This is a genomic window from Pseudomonas sp. Xaverov 83 (assembly GCF_019352905.1).
GTDB lineage: Bacteria > Pseudomonadota > Gammaproteobacteria > Pseudomonadales > Pseudomonadaceae > Aquipseudomonas > Aquipseudomonas yamanorum.
The window spans coordinates 22,074-38,027 of sequence record NZ_JAAAFU010000024.1 but is presented as its reverse complement, the minus strand read 5'-3'; the positions used below and the strand labels follow the sequence as shown (position 1 = coordinate 38,027).

Genomic DNA, 15,954 nt, shown 5'->3' with positions numbered 1-15,954 from the left:
GAATCTCTCGACACCGCCTGCCTGGGCGGTGTCCACAGTTGAATGACCAGGATTGCCCACCATGATTCACAATGACGTACTGCGCAGCGTGCGCTACATGCTCGACATCAGCGACAACAAGATGGTCGAGATCATCAAGCTCGGCGGCATGGAAGTCACCAAGGAAGATTTGCTGACCTACCTCAAGAAAGACGAGGAAGAAGGCTTCGTGTTCTGCCCGGACGAAGTCATGGCGCATTTCCTCGATGGCCTGGTGATCTTCAAGCGCGGCAAGGACGAAAGCCGTCCACCGCAGCCGATCGAACTGCCGGTGACCAACAACATCGTCCTCAAGAAGCTGCGAGTGGCCTTCGAACTGAAAGAAGACGACATGCACGCGATCCTCAAGGCTTCCGAGTTCCCGGTGTCCAAGCCAGAGCTGAGCGCGCTGTTCCGCAAGTTCGGCCACACCAACTACCGCACCTGCGGTGACCAGTTGCTGCGCAACTTCCTCAAGGGCCTGACCCTGCGCGTTCGCGCCTAAGCCCGTGAGCTACAGCGTCTCGCCCATCGGCTTTGTCCGCTCCTGCTTCAAGGAGAAGTTCGCCATCCCGCGCCAGCCACAACTGGCGCCTGCCGCCCGGGGCGTGCTGGAGCTGGTGGCGCCGTTCGACCAGGGTGAGGCGGTGCAGGGGCTGGAGCAGGTCAGCCATGTGTGGTTGCTGTTCCTGTTCCATCAGGCGCTGGAAGACAAACCCCGGCTGAAAGTGCGCCCGCCTCGCCTCGGTGGTAACAAGTCCATGGGCGTGTTCGCCACCCGCGCGACCCACAGGCCGAATGGCATTGGCCAATCGGTAGTCAAGCTGGACAAGGTGGAAGACGGCCGCCTGTGGATATCCGGCATCGACCTGCTGGATGGCACGCCGATTCTCGACATCAAGCCGTACGTGCCGTACGCAGACATCGTTGACACCGCGACCAACAGCATCGCCAGCGCTGCGCCACAGCTGATTCCCGTGCAGTGGCTGAAGACTGCGCTGCAACAGGCGCAGGGCCACGCTCAGCGCCTTGACGAGCCATTGGTGGCGTTGATCGAGCAGTGTCTGGCGCAAGATCCACGGCCGGCGTACCAGACGCCGGGGCCAGAGCGGGAATACGGGGCGCAGTTCTGGGACGTGGATGTGCGGTGGCACTATCCCGAAGCCGGGATGATTTGTGTGCTGGAAGTGGTGTCGGCTGGATAACCGGAAACAAATGTGGGAGCGGGCTTGCTCGCGAAGGCGGTGGATCAGTCAATACATCTGGTGACTGTTACACCGCCTTCGCGAGCAAGCCCGCTCCCAAATTTTTTGCGGTTCGCTTATTTCTCGACGAACGCACGCTCGATCAAGTAGTCACCCGGCTCACGCATACGCGGGGAGACCTTCAACCCGAAGCTGTTCAGCACTTCGCTGGTTTCATCCAGCATGCTCGGGCTGCCGCACAGCATGGCGCGGTCGTCTTCAGGATTGATCGGAGGCAGGCCGATGTCACTGAACAGCTTGCCGCTGCGCATCAGGTCGGTCAGGCGGCCTTCGTTTTCGAACGGCTCGCGGGTCACCGTCGGGTAGTAGATCAACTTGTCACGCAGGGCCTCGCCGAAGAACTCGTTCTGCGGCAGGTGCTCGGTGATGAATTCGCGGTAGGCGACTTCGTTGACGTAACGCACGCCGTGGCACAGGATCACTTTTTCGAAACGCTCGTAGGTTTCCGGGTCCTGGATCACGCTCATGAACGGCGCCAGGCCAGTGCCGGTGCTGAGCAGGTACAGGTGCTTGCCCGGCTTCAAATCGTCAAGCACCAGGGTGCCCGTCGGTTTTTTGCTGATGATGATCTCGTCGCCTTCCTTCAAGTGCTGCAATTGGGAAGTCAGCGGGCCATCGGGCACCTTGATGCTGAAGAACTCCAGATGCTCTTCCCAGTTCGGGCTGGCAATCGAGTAAGCGCGCATGAGCGGGCGGCCGTTGGGCTGTTGCAGGCCGATCATCACGAACTGACCGTTCTCGAAGCGCAGGCCCGGATCGCGGGTGCACTTGAAGCTGAACAGAGTGTCGTTCCAGTGATGAACACTGAGGACACGCTCGTGGTTCATGTTGCTCATGTACGGGGGACTCCTGGAAATGGGTCTGCGCCAAATGATGGATGCGCAATTGCACAGCATTCTAATGGCGGCGACAATATCTGTTAACTGGATTATTAAGATAAGGGTTATCGGTTATATCGATATGCGATTTACTCTACGTCAACTGCAAGTCTTCGTCGCCGTCGCCCAGCAGGAAAGCGTCTCGCGCGCTGCTGGCCTTCTGGCCTTATCTCAGTCCGCCGCCAGCACCTCGATTACCGAGCTGGAGCGTCAATCCAGCTGCCAATTGTTCGACCGCGCGGGTAAACGCCTGAGCCTCAACGCCCTGGGCCACCAGCTATTGCCCCAGGCGGTGGCACTGCTGGACCAGGCCAAGGAGATCGAGGACCTGCTCAACGGTAAGTCGGGCTTCGGCTCCCTGGCCGTCGGCGCCACCCTGACCATTGGCAATTACCTGGCCACGCTGCTGATCGGCAGCTTCATGCAACAACATCCCGAGAGCCAGGTGAAGCTGCATGTGCAGAACACTGCGCATATCGTGCATCAGGTGGCGCACTACGAAATTGATCTGGGTCTAATTGAAGGCGACTGCAGCCACCCGGACATCGAGGTGCAAACCTGGGTGGAAGACGAGTTGGTGGTGTTTTGTGCGCCCCAGCATCATCTGGCCAAGCACGGCCAGGCCACCATGGAAGAGTTGACCCATGAAGCGTGGATCCTGCGGGAACAAGGCTCCGGTACGCGCCTGACCTTTGACCAGGCCATGCGGCATCACCGCAGCGCGCTGAACATTCGCCTGGAGCTGGAACACACCGAGGCGATCAAACGCGCGGTGGAATCAGGATTGGGGATTGGCTGCATTTCCCGGCTGGCGCTGCGCGACGCCTTCCGGCGCGGCAGCCTGGTACCGGTGGAAACCCCGGACCTGGACCTGGCCCGGCAGTTCTACTTCATCTGGCACAAGCAAAAGTACCAAACCTCGGCCATGCGCGAATTCCTCGAGCTGTGCCGTTCCTTCACCGCCGGGGTACAGCGCAGCGACGAGATTGTGCTGCCGACCATTGCCTAGATCAGGATCACGGCCCAGACCAGGGTAATCATGGTCAGTGCGACAAACTGCGCGGCGCTGCCCATGTCCTTGGCGTTTTTTGACAACGGATGCAGGTCCAGGGAAATCCGGTCAATCGCCGCTTCGACGGCGGAGTTGAGCAATTCGACGATCAACGCCAGCAGGCACACGGCAATCAGCAGCGCCCGCTCTACCCGGCTGACGTTCAGGAAGAAACTCAGCGGGATCAGGATTGCATTGAGCAACACCAACTGACGAAAAGCCGCCTCGCCGGTGAAAGCCGCACGCAGGCCATCCAGGGAATAGCCCCCCGCGTTGAAGATACGTTTGATACCGGTTTGACCTTTGAAAGGCGACATAGAGTAGGCAACTGAGCAAAAAGGTGTGGGGAAACTAGAGCAAGCAAAGTCAAAAAAACGTGAATGAACAGCGTCTTAATGCTGCGAAATTGACTCAAGTTGTTGCAGGAGCAATGCAGCCTGGGTTCGCGTTCGCACGCCCAGTTTGCGGAAAATCGCCGTAACGTGGGCTTTGATGGTCGCTTCCGACACGCTCAACTCGTAGGCAATCTGCTTGTTCAACAGGCCTTCGCAGACCATGGTCAGCACGCGGAACTGCTGGGGCGTCAGGCTGGCCAGGCCATCACGGGCGGCCTTGGCTTCGTCGGAGACATTGATCTCTTCAAAGGCTTGGGGCGGCCAGGAGACATCGCCATCCAACACCGTGCGCACGGCTTTCTGGATATCTTCCATGGAGCTGGACTTGGGAATGAAACCGCTGGCACCGAACTCCTTGGAGCGCACCACCACCGAAGCCTCTTCCTGCGCCGAGACCATCACCACCGGAATTTGCGGGTATTGCCCTCGCAGCAGCACCAGCCCGGAAAAACCGTAGGCACCCGGCATGTTCAGGTCCAGCAGGACCAGGTCCCAGTCGGATTTTTCGGTGAGGCGGGTTTCCAACTCGGCAATGCTGGCGACTTCGACGAGGCGTACATCCGGCCCCAGGCCCAGCGTGACCGCCTGGTGCAGCGCGCTGCGAAACAGCGGGTGGTCATCGGCAATCAGGATTTCGTATGTGGCCATTGATTAAATGATCCTGTTTTTTATGGGGGCACTGATGGGTTCAGTGCTCGCCAACACGCAAGGTGGCTGCCAGGCCAGCAGTCACCAAAGGGCGCGCTCAACGTCAAAAGACGACGTATCCAATCTGTGACAACGCCCCAATCGGCGCCAAGCATGCCCAGCGTAGCCTGGGTGGTCAAGCGCTACGCCCGTGGCCATTCTAGCGGGCCGCGCATTTGCGCGGCCATCATGCAAAGGTCGGCTGGCCATGACACCTATAGATAAGGTGCAAGGCGAGTATGGACGACATCGGCCGGGTCCAGCGCCAACTGAAACTTGGCGGCCAGGTAGTGGGTGCTGAACACGTCCAGATAGGCGTCGAGCACTTCGCTGGCCGCATGATCCTCAGCGAGTTCCAGGCACAGGGCCGCCACTTCGGCGGTGCAGAAATGATCATCACGCTTGGAGCGGCGCAGTTTGTAGCGCGAGAGTTGCTCGGGGGCCAGGCTCAGCACCGGCAAGTGCTCCAGGTACGGGCTCTTGCGGAACATCTTGCGCGCCTCGCTCCAGGTACCGTCCAGCAGAATGAACAGCGGGCGCTTGCCCTCTTCCAGACTGACCTGGTTGACCACCCGCTCCGGCGCCACGAATTCGCCGGGAAAGACGATATAAGGCTGCCACTGCGGGTCGGCCAACAAGGCGAGCAACTCAGGCTCGACTTCAGTCCGTGACCAGGGGAATGCAGTGGTGTCGTTGATCACATCGGCAATCAGCCAGCCGGTGTTGCTGGGCTTCATCGGCTCTACGTCATGCATCAGCAGGCACATGCCGGATTTGGCCTGGACCTTGGGCCGCCAGGCACACAGGCAATACTCGGGAATCACCCGGCAGCCGGGGCAGCGCTCGGCACGGGAGCCTCGCGCAACAAACGGTTTAACGGCGCGGGCCAGGCGCTGGGTGCGCAAACGGGAGACTGCATGGCTCATCGGGTGCGCCGCTGCATGAACGTGGAAATCGACACGGATAGAACTCGGGAAGGCAAAAGTTACCGCAGTTTACCAGAGGCGCCCTCGCCTACCTGCACTTCCCGGCAATAGGCTGGCCGTAGTGGCAGGCGGTCACCTATAATCCCGCGCCACTGAACGCACAGCGCAGTGGCTGGTCTATGCACCAGTAACCGAATCAGGAGAGTTTCATGCTGCGTCTTATGCCACGCCTTGTAGTTCCGTCCGTCGCCCTTGCGTTGGTGTTGCCCCTGGGTGCCCAAGCGGCCTCGTTGCTGGAGGCTCAACTGAACAGGAAGCTGCAAAGCGTCGCAGAGGAAAGCAACAAGAACTTGCCTCGGGAAATTGACGATAAAACCCTGGAAGTGGCCTACACCGTTGAAGGCCTGCAACTGATTGATCATCTCAGCGTACTGCCAGACCGCGCCGAGCAAATGCGCGCCAATCCCAAGGCGGTGTACTTCCAGCTGGGTCAAAGCGTGTGCCTGAACACGGGTTATCGCGAGCTGATGGCCAAGGGCGCGATCATGCGCTACGAGATCACCGAGAACAAAACCAACCGCCCGGTGGCGTCGGTGAAGTTCCAGGAAGCAGACTGCCCGGCGCCTGCGGCGGCGAAGAAGAAAAAGTAAGCGATGCCCCCTGTCGCGCGCCGCTGATCAGCGGCGCGCAATACGCCCCTCTGCACTCTGCGCCATTGCCCGCCCGCGGCACCGTCTAAACTCCCTCACAAGTGATCAATAAGCGATTGCCAGCCAAGACTTTATAGGCTCATGATCAATTCATCCTGAAAGCCTGGAGCATCGGGTTTTCACACCGTTCTGTAACATTTTCAGGGCAAAAGAGGGTTGCCCTCCTGAGCGTGCAGTGCAAAGGTTTTTAAACATAAGGAATATACAGAACCGGTTTCGCCCACCTCGTTAATCAGAGGCAACGACACATGCAGTGTCGTGGTCCCGACGAATTTCTCGCCGGCACCCAGGGTTCTGTGAAGAAGGAGAAGTTGAATGCCTTACGAACCGAATGAACTCCTGATCCGTCAATTTCAAGAAAACGGCACCGACCTCACGCAGCAGGTCGACGCACAACTCCACCTGATTGCGCCCAGCAGCCCGAACATCCCCCTTTATCGCGACATGATCTTTACCGTGTTGCGCATGGCCCAGGACGACCGCAGCCGCTGGAACGCCAAGATCACCCTGCAGGCAATCCACGAACTGGACCACGCCTTCCGGGTGCTCGAACAGTTCAAAGGCCGACGCAAAGTCACGGTGTTCGGTTCGGCGCGCACGCCAGTGGAAAGCCCGCTGTATGCCTTGGCCCGGGAAGTGGGCGCGGTCCTGGCCCGCTCGGACCTTATGGTGATTACCGGCGGTGGCGGCGGCATCATGGCGGCGGCCCACGAAGGGGCGGGGTTGCAACACAGCCTGGGGTTCAACATCACCCTGCCGTTTGAACAGCATGCCAACCCGACCATCGATGGCACCGAGAACCTGCTGTCCTTCCACTTCTTCTTTACCCGCAAGCTGTTCTTCGTCAAGGAGGCCGACGCCTTGATCCTGTGCCCAGGCGGTTTCGGCACGCTGGATGAAGCGTTGGAAGTGCTGACCCTGATCCAGACCGGCAAAAGCCCGCTGGTCCCAGTGGTACTGCTGGATGCACCGGGCGGCAGCTTCTGGCAAGGCGCCCTGGACTTTATCCGCAGCCAGCTTGAAGCCAATCGCTACATCTTGCCCACTGACCTCAAGCTGGTGCGCCTGGTGTACAGCGCTGAGGAGGCGGTGGAAGAGATCAATCAGTTCTACGCCAACTTCCACTCCACCCGCTGGCTGAAGCGCCAATTTGTGATTCGCATGAATCATCCATTGAGTGACCGTGCACTGGCCCACCTGCAGGAGGCATTTGCCAGTCTTCGCCTCAGTGGCGACTTCCAACAAATTGCGTACACCGGCGAGGAGCATGACGAACCAAGCTTCAGCCATCTGACACGCCTGGTATTCAACTTCAACGGGCGTGACCAGGGACGGTTGCGGGAGTTGGTGGACTACATCAACTTGCCGGAAAACTGGGCCCAGGCTCAGGGAAAAACGCAGCAGCGGGTGACGGAGACGGCGTGATTTGCCCCTGAAACGCAAAAAGCCCGCTATTTTCATAGCGGGCCTTTTGGGTTGTGTCAGGTAGAACGATGCGCAGGTTGGGGCAGCTGCGCAGCCCAGCGGGAGCAAGCCCCGCAATAATCAGAGCAACCATTTACCAGACACAGCCTTCAGTCATCCATATCCCGACCGCTCAACAAGCGGCTGATCATCTCCATCGAAAACCCGCGATAGCTCAAAAAGCGACCTTGCTTCGCCCGCTCCCGCGCATCAATAGGCAGATGACCGGCAAACTTGCGACGCCAGGTATCTTCCAATTGTGCCTGCCAGTTGATGCCGGACTCACGTAAGGCGAGTTCGATATCAGCACGTTGCAGGCCACGCTGGCTTAGCTCTTCACGAATTCGCGCAGGGCCATAGCCGGATCGGGCTCGGTAGGAGACAAAACTTTCGAGGTAACGGGATTCCGACAGCAGCCCTTCTTCCGTCAAACGGTCAAGGGCTGCGTCGATCATCTCAGGATCTGCGCCGCGCTGACGCAGTTTACGCGTCAGCTCGACTCGACCATGCTCGCGTCGTGCGAGCAGGTCCATTGCAGTGCGCCTTACGGCGACGGGTGTATCGAGGACAACGCTCATCGTTTGCTTCAGATGTCAGTGTCGACTTCTTCTACTTCTTCAACCGGCTCGCGGTTGGCGGCGGCCTTGACGTCAGGTGCCGGGGTCAACAGCTTGTCGCGGATCTGCTTCTCGAGCGTAGCGGCAACATCCGGGTTATCCGCAAGGAACTTGGCCGAGTTGGCCTTGCCCTGGCCGATCTTGCTGCCGTTGTAGGCATACCAGGCACCGGACTTCTCGACGAAACCGTGCAGCACGCCCAGGTCGATCATCTCGCCGTTCAGGTAGATACCCTTACCGTAGAGAATCTGGAACTCGGCCTGACGGAACGGCGGGGCCACCTTGTTCTTCACGACTTTGACGCGGGTTTCGCTACCGACGACCTCGTCACCTTCCTTCACCGCGCCAGTACGACGGATGTCCAGACGGACCGAAGCGTAGAACTTCAGCGCGTTACCACCGGTGGTGGTTTCCGGGCTGCCGAACATCACGCCGATCTTCATCCGGATCTGGTTGATGAAGATCACCAGGCAGTTGGCGTTCTTGATATTACCGGTGATTTTACGCAGGGCCTGGGACATCAGGCGGGCTTGCAGGCCCACGTGCATGTCGCCCATTTCGCCTTCGATCTCAGCCTTCGGTACCAGGGCTGCCACGGAGTCGACCACGATCACGTCGATGGCGTTGGAGCGCACCAGCATGTCGGTGATTTCCAGCGCTTGCTCACCGGTGTCCGGTTGAGAAACCAGCAGGTCGTCAACGTTGACGCCCAGCTTGCCGGCGTATTCTGGATCCAGGGCGTGCTCGGCATCGACGAACGCACAAGTGGCGCCCATCTTTTGTGCCTGGGCAATCACCGACAGGGTCAGGGTGGTTTTACCGGAAGATTCAGGACCGTAGATTTCAACGATACGGCCTTTTGGCAGGCCGCCAATGCCGAGCGCGATATCCAGACCCAGAGAGCCAGTAGAGATAGCCGGGATCGCCTGACGGTCGTGATCGCCCATACGCATTACGGCACCCTTGCCGAATTGACGTTCGATCTGACCCAGGGCCGCAGCCAAGGCTTTCTTCTTGTTGTCGTCCATTAAAGTCCTCACGTAATCAATAAGGCCTGGCGGCCAACACCTGTATAAGTAGACAGTATTGTTCCACAAAGATCCGTGATCGCCTACCCCTGTTTTTCTATTTCTGCTGCAGCTCGTCGCAACAAGCCCTCTAGCGCGGCCTTTACCGTTTGTCGGCGGACCTCGTCACGGTTCCCAGGGAAGTGTTCAAGCTCGGTGGTAACCTCATCGCCCACGCCCCAGGCCAGCCATACGGTGCCCACCGGCTTGTCCGGCGAACCGCCATCGGGGCCGGCCACACCGCTGACCGCTACGGCAAAACGCGCCAGGCTTTTCTCCTGGGCACCCCGGACCATCGCCTCCACCACTTCGCGACTGACAGCCCCGACTTTGGGGAACAGCGCTTCCGGCACATTCAACTGCCGGGTCTTCTGGCGATTGGAATACGTGACATAGCCCGCCTCGAACCAGGCCGAACTCCCGGGAATCCGCGTGATGGCCTCGGCGATACCGCCGCCGGTGCACGACTCGGCCGTAGTGACGTGGGCATTGAGCACCTGTAAGCGTCGGCCAAGTTCAGCGGCGAGTTGAGTAATTTCCTTCACGGTCATCTCCTGGAGTGGACGGGCGTTTGCCTACCCTACAGGAGCCCATGGGCCATGCAAGTTACAAGAGACTAACGCGCGACAGCCCGGACATACGCCTGGCAGGCGCGCAAGGCGATCATGGCGTTATCGCCGTCGTCGGTGATGCCGATAATTCGTTGAGCATGCGCCGGGTCAAGTCGGGCTCGCGGGGCGCCATGAACCACGCTGCCGGGGGTGGCGGTGGCTGGCATTGGACAGCCGCTGGCTGAGTCGCTGGCGTCGAGAAGGACTGACAACCGCACATCAGCAGTGGCCAGGCGATCCCGCAGGTGAGCCTGATCGTGCTGTGCATCGGAAAGCTCTCGGGTGTGTTGTTGGTCGCTGGCGCTGAGTTGTTGCTCCAGTGCCAGCCGTTTGTCCTGTTCCAACCGTTGTTGACGCTGAGCCGACAGGCTTTGTTGGCTCAGCGCTTCGGCGTGCAGCACCTCCAGGCGCTCAAGTTGGATGCCATACCGCCAAGCCTGTACCTGCCAGGCAATACCCGCCGAGACCGCCGCCAACAGGAAAAAGCCAAGCAGGCGATATGACGTCAGGAAGCCCATAGAACCGCCTTCGCCCGAGCCCACAACTGCATACGGTTTTCCAAGCCATTGAGGCCGCCATTGATACGCCGGGTGATGGTGGTGAACTGGTCCTTGTCAGCCAGTTCGTTCAAGCCATTGCTCTGCCAGAACCACGCGGCGGATTCGCAGGCCCATTGCGGTTGCTCCAGCAACTCCGGTTGCTGCAACAAACGCTCATCGCCGAACAACGCCTGGCTGCATGCCAGGTAGTTGCGCCGGCCGGTGATCTGGATCAGGCCACGCCCGCGATACTTCTGACCATCGCCATCGGCTTCGGGGGTGTTGCCCAGGCGCGCGGCCAGGGTGCCGGTGTCGTACTTGCTCAGGTATTGATCGCTGCCCAGCTCACGTACGTAACGCAGTTCGCCGGATTCGTGGCCGATTTGGGCGAGGAAGGCGGCGATGCGTTTGGGGGTGGTGATCTGGTAGTCGGCCATGGCAGCGTTTAAAGCAGATATAAAAACGCCGGCTCTAAGGCCGGCGCCGGGCAAGATTGCCTGAAGCTGCGAAATTTGCATAAAAACTCCGTCAGGCATTACTCCACCTGCTGTGAAATCCAGCCTGGAGCCTTTGGACGCTTGTCCATTGCCGGAAACTCCACAGCCTGGGGCCAATCTCGAAGTTGTTGCAAATAGGTAAGCAACTCGAAAAACTGCGCGCTACTCAGCGTCGTGTTTGCTGCCATATCTGCTTCATCTCGATGGCGTTCGCGTAGCCATTTGATGCTCTCAATCTGAGAGTTCCGCCAATCACGTTCCAGACTCTGCATAACCGGCCCGTCTTGAGGTACGGGAATTCCGCCCTCCTCCAGCCATTGCTCATATTCGGCCCAGAAACGGTGAGAACGCGGAACCGTTGCTCTATCGACCAAGCGTAAAACGGTGTCTGGATCATGTGTTAACTGATAGCTCATAAACCCTCCTAAAGTTCGGCATCAGCCGCTGCGTGGATGTAATAGGACTGTGTGGCCAAACCGACATCCGAGTTATCCACCCAGACGGACCGGGTTGATGCGGTGTAGGTTCGCGCATTGCCGGATGAGACCAGGTCACTGCCAGATCGCCATTGGCCGGGAGCTCCAGTGCCAAGCGCGCGGTAGAGCGTTGTGCTGGGAATCGCACGTTTCTCGACCTTGAAAGACCACTGAGTCGCCGGCTGGCCCGAAGAAGCCACCTGCCCTTGCATAACGATTGAAATCAGCGAACCCGCCGTAGATCCGGCCGCGTCACCAGGTACAACATCTTGACTAAAGGTCTTCTCGTAGTAGCGCTGACAAAGGCTCAACTCTTCACCGTTGGTTCTTCGCTCAAAGAGAGTGGCTACAGGTCCTTCTTCCAACTGCACTTGAGCCAAGTCGATCGTTTGCAGTGAATTCAGTGCAAGATCCAACTCAATCCGCAGGCAGTCGCTGTCTCCAGCGCCCAGCGTCTTGCCAGCAATGGACGGAACCTGAAATGTCGCCTGGCACCTCGTCCAGCCATTCGTCACCTGAAACGAGTTAACCAGCGTAGTGGCCGGGAGAGATCCACCATTGCCGAAGTACTGCGTAATCGAAAAAGTCACACGACGCGGCGCATCACCACGGACCCAAAACGAAACCGTCGCCACTTTTCCAGCCAGCGTTCTTACCGACTCGATTTTTTGCGAAATCTTATGAGTGGTTGCGCCCGAACCGGCTACCACTTGCTGCCAGCGCAAGAAAAACCGCGGCTCGTTGGGTACATCAGTCTGACCAGGTGCAAAGCTCTGCCGAGAGATGTTCACCCCGGCAGCACCGTCCCAATCACAGCGAAATCGGTCGGCAAGAAACCCGCCTGCATTGGGCCCGACATTGACTACACCTCTCTGCCAAATATCAAACCCGCCATTGATAACCAGATTCTTGCGATAAACCTGAACCGGAAAATTTTGTTGCGGGTCCAGCTTTGCCAACTCTTTAATCGCCAACGCCAGCTGATTGTTTTGAGACTCGTTCGGCACTAAACCGGCCGCAGTAATTGCGTTAACGATCTCCTGCGTAACCCCATTCCCCCAAGCCGCCGGAATCAAACTCCCCGGCGTCCCAGTCACCGGGTTCTCATCCACAAACTTGCCATTCACCAGCCCAACGCTGGGCACACTCTTTGGATAATCCACGCTTCTACCCTCTAGTCATAATTGATGTGCACCTGCGTATGAGCAGGTGCGCTGCGATGAATCAGGCACTCCAGGGCGTTCCCCGGATTGACGCCAAACCGCTCTCCCCAATAACTCGCCCCAAACCGCCGCCCCAGGTGCTGGCGGCCGCCGGTGTTGAGCGTCCACATGAAGTGCGCCTGCCAGGTGCCAAAATGCGCAGCGCCGAACCGTGAGCGGCCCATGCGCGGGGCGCGGTGCTCTGTGACACTGGCGTCGGGATAACCCTGGCTGCGGGCGATTTCGATGTAGTACGCGGCGCGCTGGCTGCCCACCGCCAACAGGCGTCTACGCACCGCCAGGCGACGGTCGTCGTACAGCGGGCTCAAGCCCAGGCAGGGATCGGGCAGTTGCATCACCCTTTCCCACTCCGGCACCAATTCGCTGACGGTCGCGGGGTCCATTTCGTTTTGCAGGTCGCAGGCCCGGGCGTCGATGCGTGTGAGTTCTTCGGCGATGCCTTTGAGCACCGTCTCCAACTGCGGCACGGTTTCCAGATCCCAGGCCGGACCGCTGGGCAACAAGGCGGTCAGTTGTTCTTGATACTGGCCGGCAGTTCTTACTCCAGCCATGTGATACCTCCGAACACCAGCAACTGATTCGTCGCCGCTGTAACGTCCGCCAACGGGTTTGTGAGGGTGTGATCGGTCTCGCCGGTCGCGGTACTGATGGCTTCGGCGATATGGGTCAGCAACAAGGTGTCGCCCAAGCCGGCCTCGCGGTTGTGCAGGTCACGCAGTTGGGCCTCGACAGCCGCGCGCACGGCGCTGGTGTCAGGGGTCAGGCGCAGTTGGTAAGCCACCGGTTTCATCACTGGCGCTAACACATACACATCAGCGGTGACGGGCCGCAGCGGCTCGATATGGGCTTGAACCTGCGCCAGCTGCGCGGCATTGGGGATCGGCTGCGGGTCGTCGTCACGCATCACGAACACCCCCACCGTCCCTGGCCCCAGGTAATTGCCGCGACACCATGCGCGGGTAATGCCGGGCACTTCGAGGGACCAGGTCTCGTAATCCTGTGCCGAACCGCCCTGGGGGATAACGCGATAGGAACGAATCACCCGCGCTCGCAGCGACTCCAGGGTTTCTCGCGCCACACCGCCGGTCAGCCCCGGCGCGAGCACGGTAAAGGTCGAACCAATACCTTGCAGCGGCTGGACCGCAATCAGGCTCAGCCCGGCATCAGCGTTGCCCAGGGTGCCGGCGTCAATCGCTTGCACGGTGGCAGTGTTGAGGCCCGCATGGGTCGTGGCGGCAGCGGTGACTTTGAAGCTCCGCCCATCACTGCTTTGCAGCACCGTATCCACATCCAGTACCGCGCCCGCCGCCGCGGTAAAACTCACGCTGCCACTGGCGGCCACCGCCGCCTTACGCGCCTGGTTCAACCGCAGCGCGGCGATGCGCTCCAGGGTGGATTCATCCGCGGTATCCGGCAGGATCTGCTCAGCGATCCAATCGAGATAACCGTACAGGCCGAACGCCGCACCACTGAGTGTGCGCGCCAGGACCTGGGCATCGGACTGGCGCAGCGAATCGCTGGCCAGGTCGCTTTGGGTGCGTTTGATCAGCACCGGCAGCGAAGGGGTTTCAAACGGCATAGATCACCTGCCAACTGTTATCAGGGTTGATGTCCAGGCGCTCGCCATCGGCCAGAGTCAGCTGCGTGCGCAGATTGAGCCGCTGGGCGTCGAGGCGTTCACTGAGGACTTCGATGGCGCTGCAATGCCCGTCGTCGATCAGCCATTGCAGGGCCTCGCGGGCATAGAATTCGGCGTCCAGTTGCGTCTGGCGGGTCAGCTTGACCCGGCGCAGCAGCCACAGCCGTGAGCCGATACGGTCGTCGGCCACGCTGGGGAAACTGTCGCCCCACCAGCCAAAGCGCTCGCCATCGTCTACTGCGTCGTCCGGCGCGGCACGGCGCCAGGTGAACAGGCTGATCAGCACCGAGCGGGTCAGGGCATTTTTCAGGTTGTCGGAGACAAACATCACTGGCCTCCCGCCGGCACGCCGGTCTGGCCGCTGCCGGGCTGTACGCCCACATGCACGTGCCGGATCTGGCTGATGCCGCCGGCAATCTGATCGCCCTGGGAGATGATCTTGCCGCTCTGGGTCAGGGTCGGCGTATCAATGTTCACCGCCTGGCTGGCGCGGATATTCAGGGTGCCGGTTTCAATGTCGATCACCCGCCCGCGCTTGAAGTGAACCTTGTCGCCTTCGTCGGTGTAGATCGCTACTTCGCCCGGCGCCAGGGACTGCAACCGATAGCGACGGTCAGCCACCACCAGCACGATGGCATGAGAGCGGTCCCCGCCCAGGAACGTGGCGATGCCTTCAGCACCGGCCAGCGGGTTGCTGGTAAAACCGTAGGGTTCGAAGTGCTCCATGTCGTCGTTCACTTCGCCTGCGGTCAGGCGCATTTGCAGCGATTGCAGCTTGGTGGCCGAGTGGGCGAGCACGACAGTGCCGCGCGCCAGCAGGCGAGTCAGTAGGCTCATGGAAATTCCTTGATGGTTAAGCGGATGGCAACGGATTGGCATCAAAGGTGGACGGAGGCGCCACCTGCAGGGTGGTGATCGAACCTTGGTCAGAGAGCGACCAGGTGACCTTGGAGATCAGCATGTCCTGGTCAAATCCCAGCACCGGATCGATCACCCGCACCAACAGGTTGTGGTGCCACAAGTCGCCGTTGGACTGCCGCCAGCCTTGCACGGTGTAAGTAGTCGTCAGGGCTTTTCCGGTACGGGTAGCGCGTTCCCAGTCGGCACGTTGCTGGGCCAGTTCGGGCGTCAACTGCGTCGGTTCGCTGATCACCGTGACGCGTTTTCGCGCGGCTTTTTCATCCCGGGAAATCCCTGAAACCTCACTGACCGCCGCTGCACTTTTCTGATCATCGCCCTTGTGCTGGCCGATGACGCGGTACTCGGAAAACACCGAGCCAAAGTCCATCGGTGCATTGGCAGAAAGGATGTTCTTGCCCAGCTCCAGGCTGTCATTCGCACGCCCTGCACTACCGGGCAATGCCAGCACCAGGCGTCCGTCCGCATCGTCGGTGGAGAACACCCGATACAGCGTCAGCAAGCGGTCGATGGATTGGAATACCGTCTCCCCGGGCACGATGCTGTGGGTATGCAAACGTGTGGTCTCGGCAATCTCGCTGTGCACCTCGACGCCATAGGTGGCCGTCAGCGCACGGACGATGCTCAGCACACTTTGCCCGCGCCACTGGCCGGGCTGGTTTATCGCTGCGCAGTCCACCAGGTCCTGCGTCACTGAACCGCCCTGAATACTCAGGCTGATCTGCTGGCCGTCGTAAGTGACGGGCGCCTTGAACACAAAGCCGGTGAGCACCAGATCGCAACCAATGCGCACCTGGCAACGGGCGCCGGGCTTGATCGGCGCTGTCAGGGTTTGCCCGGGCCATTGCCAGGTGATGTTGAGGGTGAAGGTGCGAAATTGACGCTCCAGGTCGGCGCTGATTTCCACGCTTTTCCAGCCGCCATAATCCAAGCCATCTACGGTCAGGGTGACGGCATTGTCCAACTCGTTCAT

The 15,954-nt window shown here is 59.8% G+C and carries 21 protein-coding genes; 5 read left to right on the top strand and 16 right to left on the bottom strand.

Annotation, left to right across the window (positions count from 1 at the left end; translation table 11 throughout):
* The first annotated feature begins 61 nt into the window (after positions 1-61).
* The gene (locus K0H47_RS09100; protein ID WP_063027512.1) at positions 62-523 is read left to right on the top strand and encodes a DUF1456 family protein; all 462 of its coding nucleotides are present in this window, start codon (positions 62-64) and stop codon (positions 521-523) included.
* 4 nt (positions 524-527) lie between these two features.
* Positions 528-1,223: a tRNA (N6-threonylcarbamoyladenosine(37)-N6)-methyltransferase TrmO gene (tsaA, locus tag K0H47_RS09095; protein WP_063027510.1), complete on the top strand. Its 696-nt coding sequence runs from the start codon at positions 528-530 to the stop codon at positions 1,221-1,223.
* A gap of 116 nt (positions 1,224-1,339) precedes the next feature.
* On the opposite strand, the gene fpr is transcribed toward tsaA, so the two are convergent.
* Positions 1,340-2,119, bottom strand: a complete 780-nt coding sequence (gene fpr, locus K0H47_RS09090) for a ferredoxin-NADP reductase (RefSeq protein ID WP_003189055.1) — start codon at positions 2,117-2,119, stop codon at positions 1,340-1,342.
* 124 nt (positions 2,120-2,243) lie between these two features.
* On the opposite strand from fpr, the gene K0H47_RS09085 reads away from it, so the two are divergent.
* Positions 2,244-3,170 (top strand): LysR family transcriptional regulator, encoded by a 927-nt coding sequence (locus tag K0H47_RS09085; protein WP_219272413.1) that lies wholly within the window; start codon positions 2,244-2,246, stop codon positions 3,168-3,170.
* Here K0H47_RS09085 and K0H47_RS09080 read toward each other — a convergent pair.
* From K0H47_RS09080 to K0H47_RS09070, 3 genes are all read right to left on the bottom strand, one after another.
* On the bottom strand, positions 3,167-3,529 hold the full coding sequence (locus tag K0H47_RS09080; protein WP_063027508.1) for a diacylglycerol kinase: 363 nt from the start codon (positions 3,527-3,529) through the stop codon (positions 3,167-3,169). The two genes, K0H47_RS09085 and K0H47_RS09080, sit on opposite strands and share 4 nt — an antisense overlap.
* Before the next feature lie 75 nt (positions 3,530-3,604).
* Complete coding sequence (gene erdR, locus K0H47_RS09075) at positions 3,605-4,255, bottom strand: response regulator transcription factor ErdR (RefSeq protein ID WP_003208636.1); 651 nt, start codon at positions 4,253-4,255, stop codon at positions 3,605-3,607.
* A 254-nt stretch (positions 4,256-4,509) separates the two neighbouring features.
* The gene (locus tag K0H47_RS09070) at positions 4,510-5,220 is read right to left on the bottom strand and encodes a tRNA-uridine aminocarboxypropyltransferase (protein ID WP_177070521.1); all 711 of its coding nucleotides are present in this window, start codon (positions 5,218-5,220) and stop codon (positions 4,510-4,512) included.
* A gap of 209 nt (positions 5,221-5,429) precedes the next feature.
* Between K0H47_RS09070 and K0H47_RS09065 the strand changes: the two genes are divergently transcribed.
* Both K0H47_RS09065 and K0H47_RS09060 read left to right on the top strand, forming a co-directional pair.
* Positions 5,430-5,870, top strand: coding sequence for a PA3611 family quorum-sensing-regulated virulence factor (locus tag K0H47_RS09065; RefSeq protein WP_017480169.1), 441 nt, complete (start codon positions 5,430-5,432; stop codon positions 5,868-5,870).
* Between the two features lie 375 nt (positions 5,871-6,245).
* A complete protein-coding gene (locus tag K0H47_RS09060; protein WP_063027504.1) occupies positions 6,246-7,355 on the top strand; it encodes a TIGR00730 family Rossman fold protein in 1,110 nt (369 codons plus the stop codon).
* A gap of 149 nt (positions 7,356-7,504) precedes the next feature.
* Here K0H47_RS09060 and recX read toward each other — a convergent pair whose 3' ends face one another.
* From recX to K0H47_RS09000, 12 genes are all read right to left on the bottom strand, one after another.
* A complete protein-coding gene (gene recX, locus K0H47_RS09055) occupies positions 7,505-7,972 on the bottom strand; it encodes a recombination regulator RecX (RefSeq protein WP_218263119.1) in 468 nt (155 codons plus the stop codon).
* Between the two features lie 8 nt (positions 7,973-7,980).
* A complete protein-coding gene (recA, locus tag K0H47_RS09050; protein WP_003208645.1) occupies positions 7,981-9,039 on the bottom strand; it encodes a recombinase RecA in 1,059 nt (352 codons plus the stop codon).
* An 83-nt stretch (positions 9,040-9,122) separates the two neighbouring features.
* On the bottom strand, positions 9,123-9,623 hold the full coding sequence (locus K0H47_RS09045) for a CinA family protein (protein WP_177027012.1): 501 nt from the start codon (positions 9,621-9,623) through the stop codon (positions 9,123-9,125).
* Between the two features lie 71 nt (positions 9,624-9,694).
* Positions 9,695-10,207, bottom strand: a complete 513-nt coding sequence (locus K0H47_RS09040) for a lysis system i-spanin subunit Rz (RefSeq protein ID WP_219272411.1) — start codon at positions 10,205-10,207, stop codon at positions 9,695-9,697.
* Positions 10,195-10,746, bottom strand: coding sequence for a glycoside hydrolase family 19 protein (locus K0H47_RS09035; RefSeq protein WP_177027014.1), 552 nt, complete (start codon positions 10,744-10,746; stop codon positions 10,195-10,197). The genes K0H47_RS09040 and K0H47_RS09035 overlap by 13 nt, the downstream gene beginning before the upstream one ends.
* 17 nt (positions 10,747-10,763) lie before the next feature.
* Positions 10,764-11,141: a hypothetical protein gene (locus tag K0H47_RS09030; protein WP_063027496.1), complete on the bottom strand. Its 378-nt coding sequence runs from the start codon at positions 11,139-11,141 to the stop codon at positions 10,764-10,766.
* An 8-nt stretch (positions 11,142-11,149) separates the two neighbouring features.
* Positions 11,150-12,364 carry a carbohydrate binding domain-containing protein gene (locus K0H47_RS09025; protein ID WP_219272410.1) on the bottom strand — a complete coding sequence of 405 codons (1,215 nt, stop codon included), beginning with the start codon at positions 12,362-12,364 and terminating at the stop codon, positions 11,150-11,152.
* 11 nt (positions 12,365-12,375) lie between these two features.
* The gene (locus K0H47_RS09020; RefSeq protein ID WP_177070519.1) at positions 12,376-12,975 is read right to left on the bottom strand and encodes a YmfQ family protein; all 600 of its coding nucleotides are present in this window, start codon (positions 12,973-12,975) and stop codon (positions 12,376-12,378) included.
* Entirely contained in the window at positions 12,963-14,003 is a 1,041-nt protein-coding gene (locus tag K0H47_RS09015; protein ID WP_093205564.1) for a baseplate J/gp47 family protein, read from the bottom strand. Before K0H47_RS09015 ends, K0H47_RS09020 begins: the two co-directional genes overlap by 13 nt.
* Positions 13,993-14,391, bottom strand: a complete 399-nt coding sequence (locus tag K0H47_RS09010) for a phage GP46 family protein (protein WP_093205561.1) — start codon at positions 14,389-14,391, stop codon at positions 13,993-13,995. The genes K0H47_RS09015 and K0H47_RS09010 overlap by 11 nt, the downstream gene beginning before the upstream one ends.
* Complete coding sequence (locus tag K0H47_RS09005; protein ID WP_063027488.1) at positions 14,391-14,900, bottom strand: phage baseplate assembly protein V; 510 nt, start codon at positions 14,898-14,900, stop codon at positions 14,391-14,393. The genes K0H47_RS09010 and K0H47_RS09005 overlap by 1 nt, the downstream gene beginning before the upstream one ends.
* A 16-nt stretch (positions 14,901-14,916) precedes the next feature.
* On the bottom strand, positions 14,917-15,954 hold the full coding sequence (locus tag K0H47_RS09000; RefSeq protein ID WP_093205559.1) for a phage baseplate assembly protein: 1,038 nt from the start codon (positions 15,952-15,954) through the stop codon (positions 14,917-14,919).

Coding starts and splice junctions, on each gene's coding strand:
- K0H47_RS09030 (WP_063027496.1), bottom strand. CDS start 11,141: ATGAGCTATCAGTTAACACATGATCCAGACACCGTTTTACGCTTGGTC.
- K0H47_RS09065 (WP_017480169.1), top strand. CDS start 5,430: ATGCTGCGTCTTATGCCACGCCTTGTAGTTCCGTCCGTCGCCCTTGCG.
- K0H47_RS09100 (WP_063027512.1), top strand. CDS start 62: ATGATTCACAATGACGTACTGCGCAGCGTGCGCTACATGCTCGACATC.
- recX (WP_218263119.1), bottom strand. CDS start 7,972: ATGAGCGTTGTCCTCGATACACCCGTCGCCGTAAGGCGCACTGCAATG.
- fpr (WP_003189055.1), bottom strand. CDS start 2,119: ATGAGCAACATGAACCACGAGCGTGTCCTCAGTGTTCATCACTGGAAC.
- recA (WP_003208645.1), bottom strand. CDS start 9,039: ATGGACGACAACAAGAAGAAAGCCTTGGCTGCGGCCCTGGGTCAGATC.
- K0H47_RS09080 (WP_063027508.1), bottom strand. CDS start 3,529: ATGTCGCCTTTCAAAGGTCAAACCGGTATCAAACGTATCTTCAACGCG.
- K0H47_RS09040 (WP_219272411.1), bottom strand. CDS start 10,207: ATGGGCTTCCTGACGTCATATCGCCTGCTTGGCTTTTTCCTGTTGGCG.
- K0H47_RS09010 (WP_093205561.1), bottom strand. CDS start 14,391: ATGTTTGTCTCCGACAACCTGAAAAATGCCCTGACCCGCTCGGTGCTG.
- K0H47_RS09035 (WP_177027014.1), bottom strand. CDS start 10,746: ATGCAAATTTCGCAGCTTCAGGCAATCTTGCCCGGCGCCGGCCTTAGA.
- K0H47_RS09005 (WP_063027488.1), bottom strand. CDS start 14,900: ATGAGCCTACTGACTCGCCTGCTGGCGCGCGGCACTGTCGTGCTCGCC.
- K0H47_RS09020 (WP_177070519.1), bottom strand. CDS start 12,975: ATGGCTGGAGTAAGAACTGCCGGCCAGTATCAAGAACAACTGACCGCC.
- K0H47_RS09060 (WP_063027504.1), top strand. CDS start 6,246: ATGCCTTACGAACCGAATGAACTCCTGATCCGTCAATTTCAAGAAAAC.
- K0H47_RS09015 (WP_093205564.1), bottom strand. CDS start 14,003: ATGCCGTTTGAAACCCCTTCGCTGCCGGTGCTGATCAAACGCACCCAA.
- erdR (WP_003208636.1), bottom strand. CDS start 4,255: ATGGCCACATACGAAATCCTGATTGCCGATGACCACCCGCTGTTTCGC.
- K0H47_RS09000 (WP_093205559.1), bottom strand. CDS start 15,954: ATGAACGAGTTGGACAATGCCGTCACCCTGACCGTAGATGGCTTGGAT.
- K0H47_RS09085 (WP_219272413.1), top strand. CDS start 2,244: ATGCGATTTACTCTACGTCAACTGCAAGTCTTCGTCGCCGTCGCCCAG.
- K0H47_RS09070 (WP_177070521.1), bottom strand. CDS start 5,220: ATGAGCCATGCAGTCTCCCGTTTGCGCACCCAGCGCCTGGCCCGCGCC.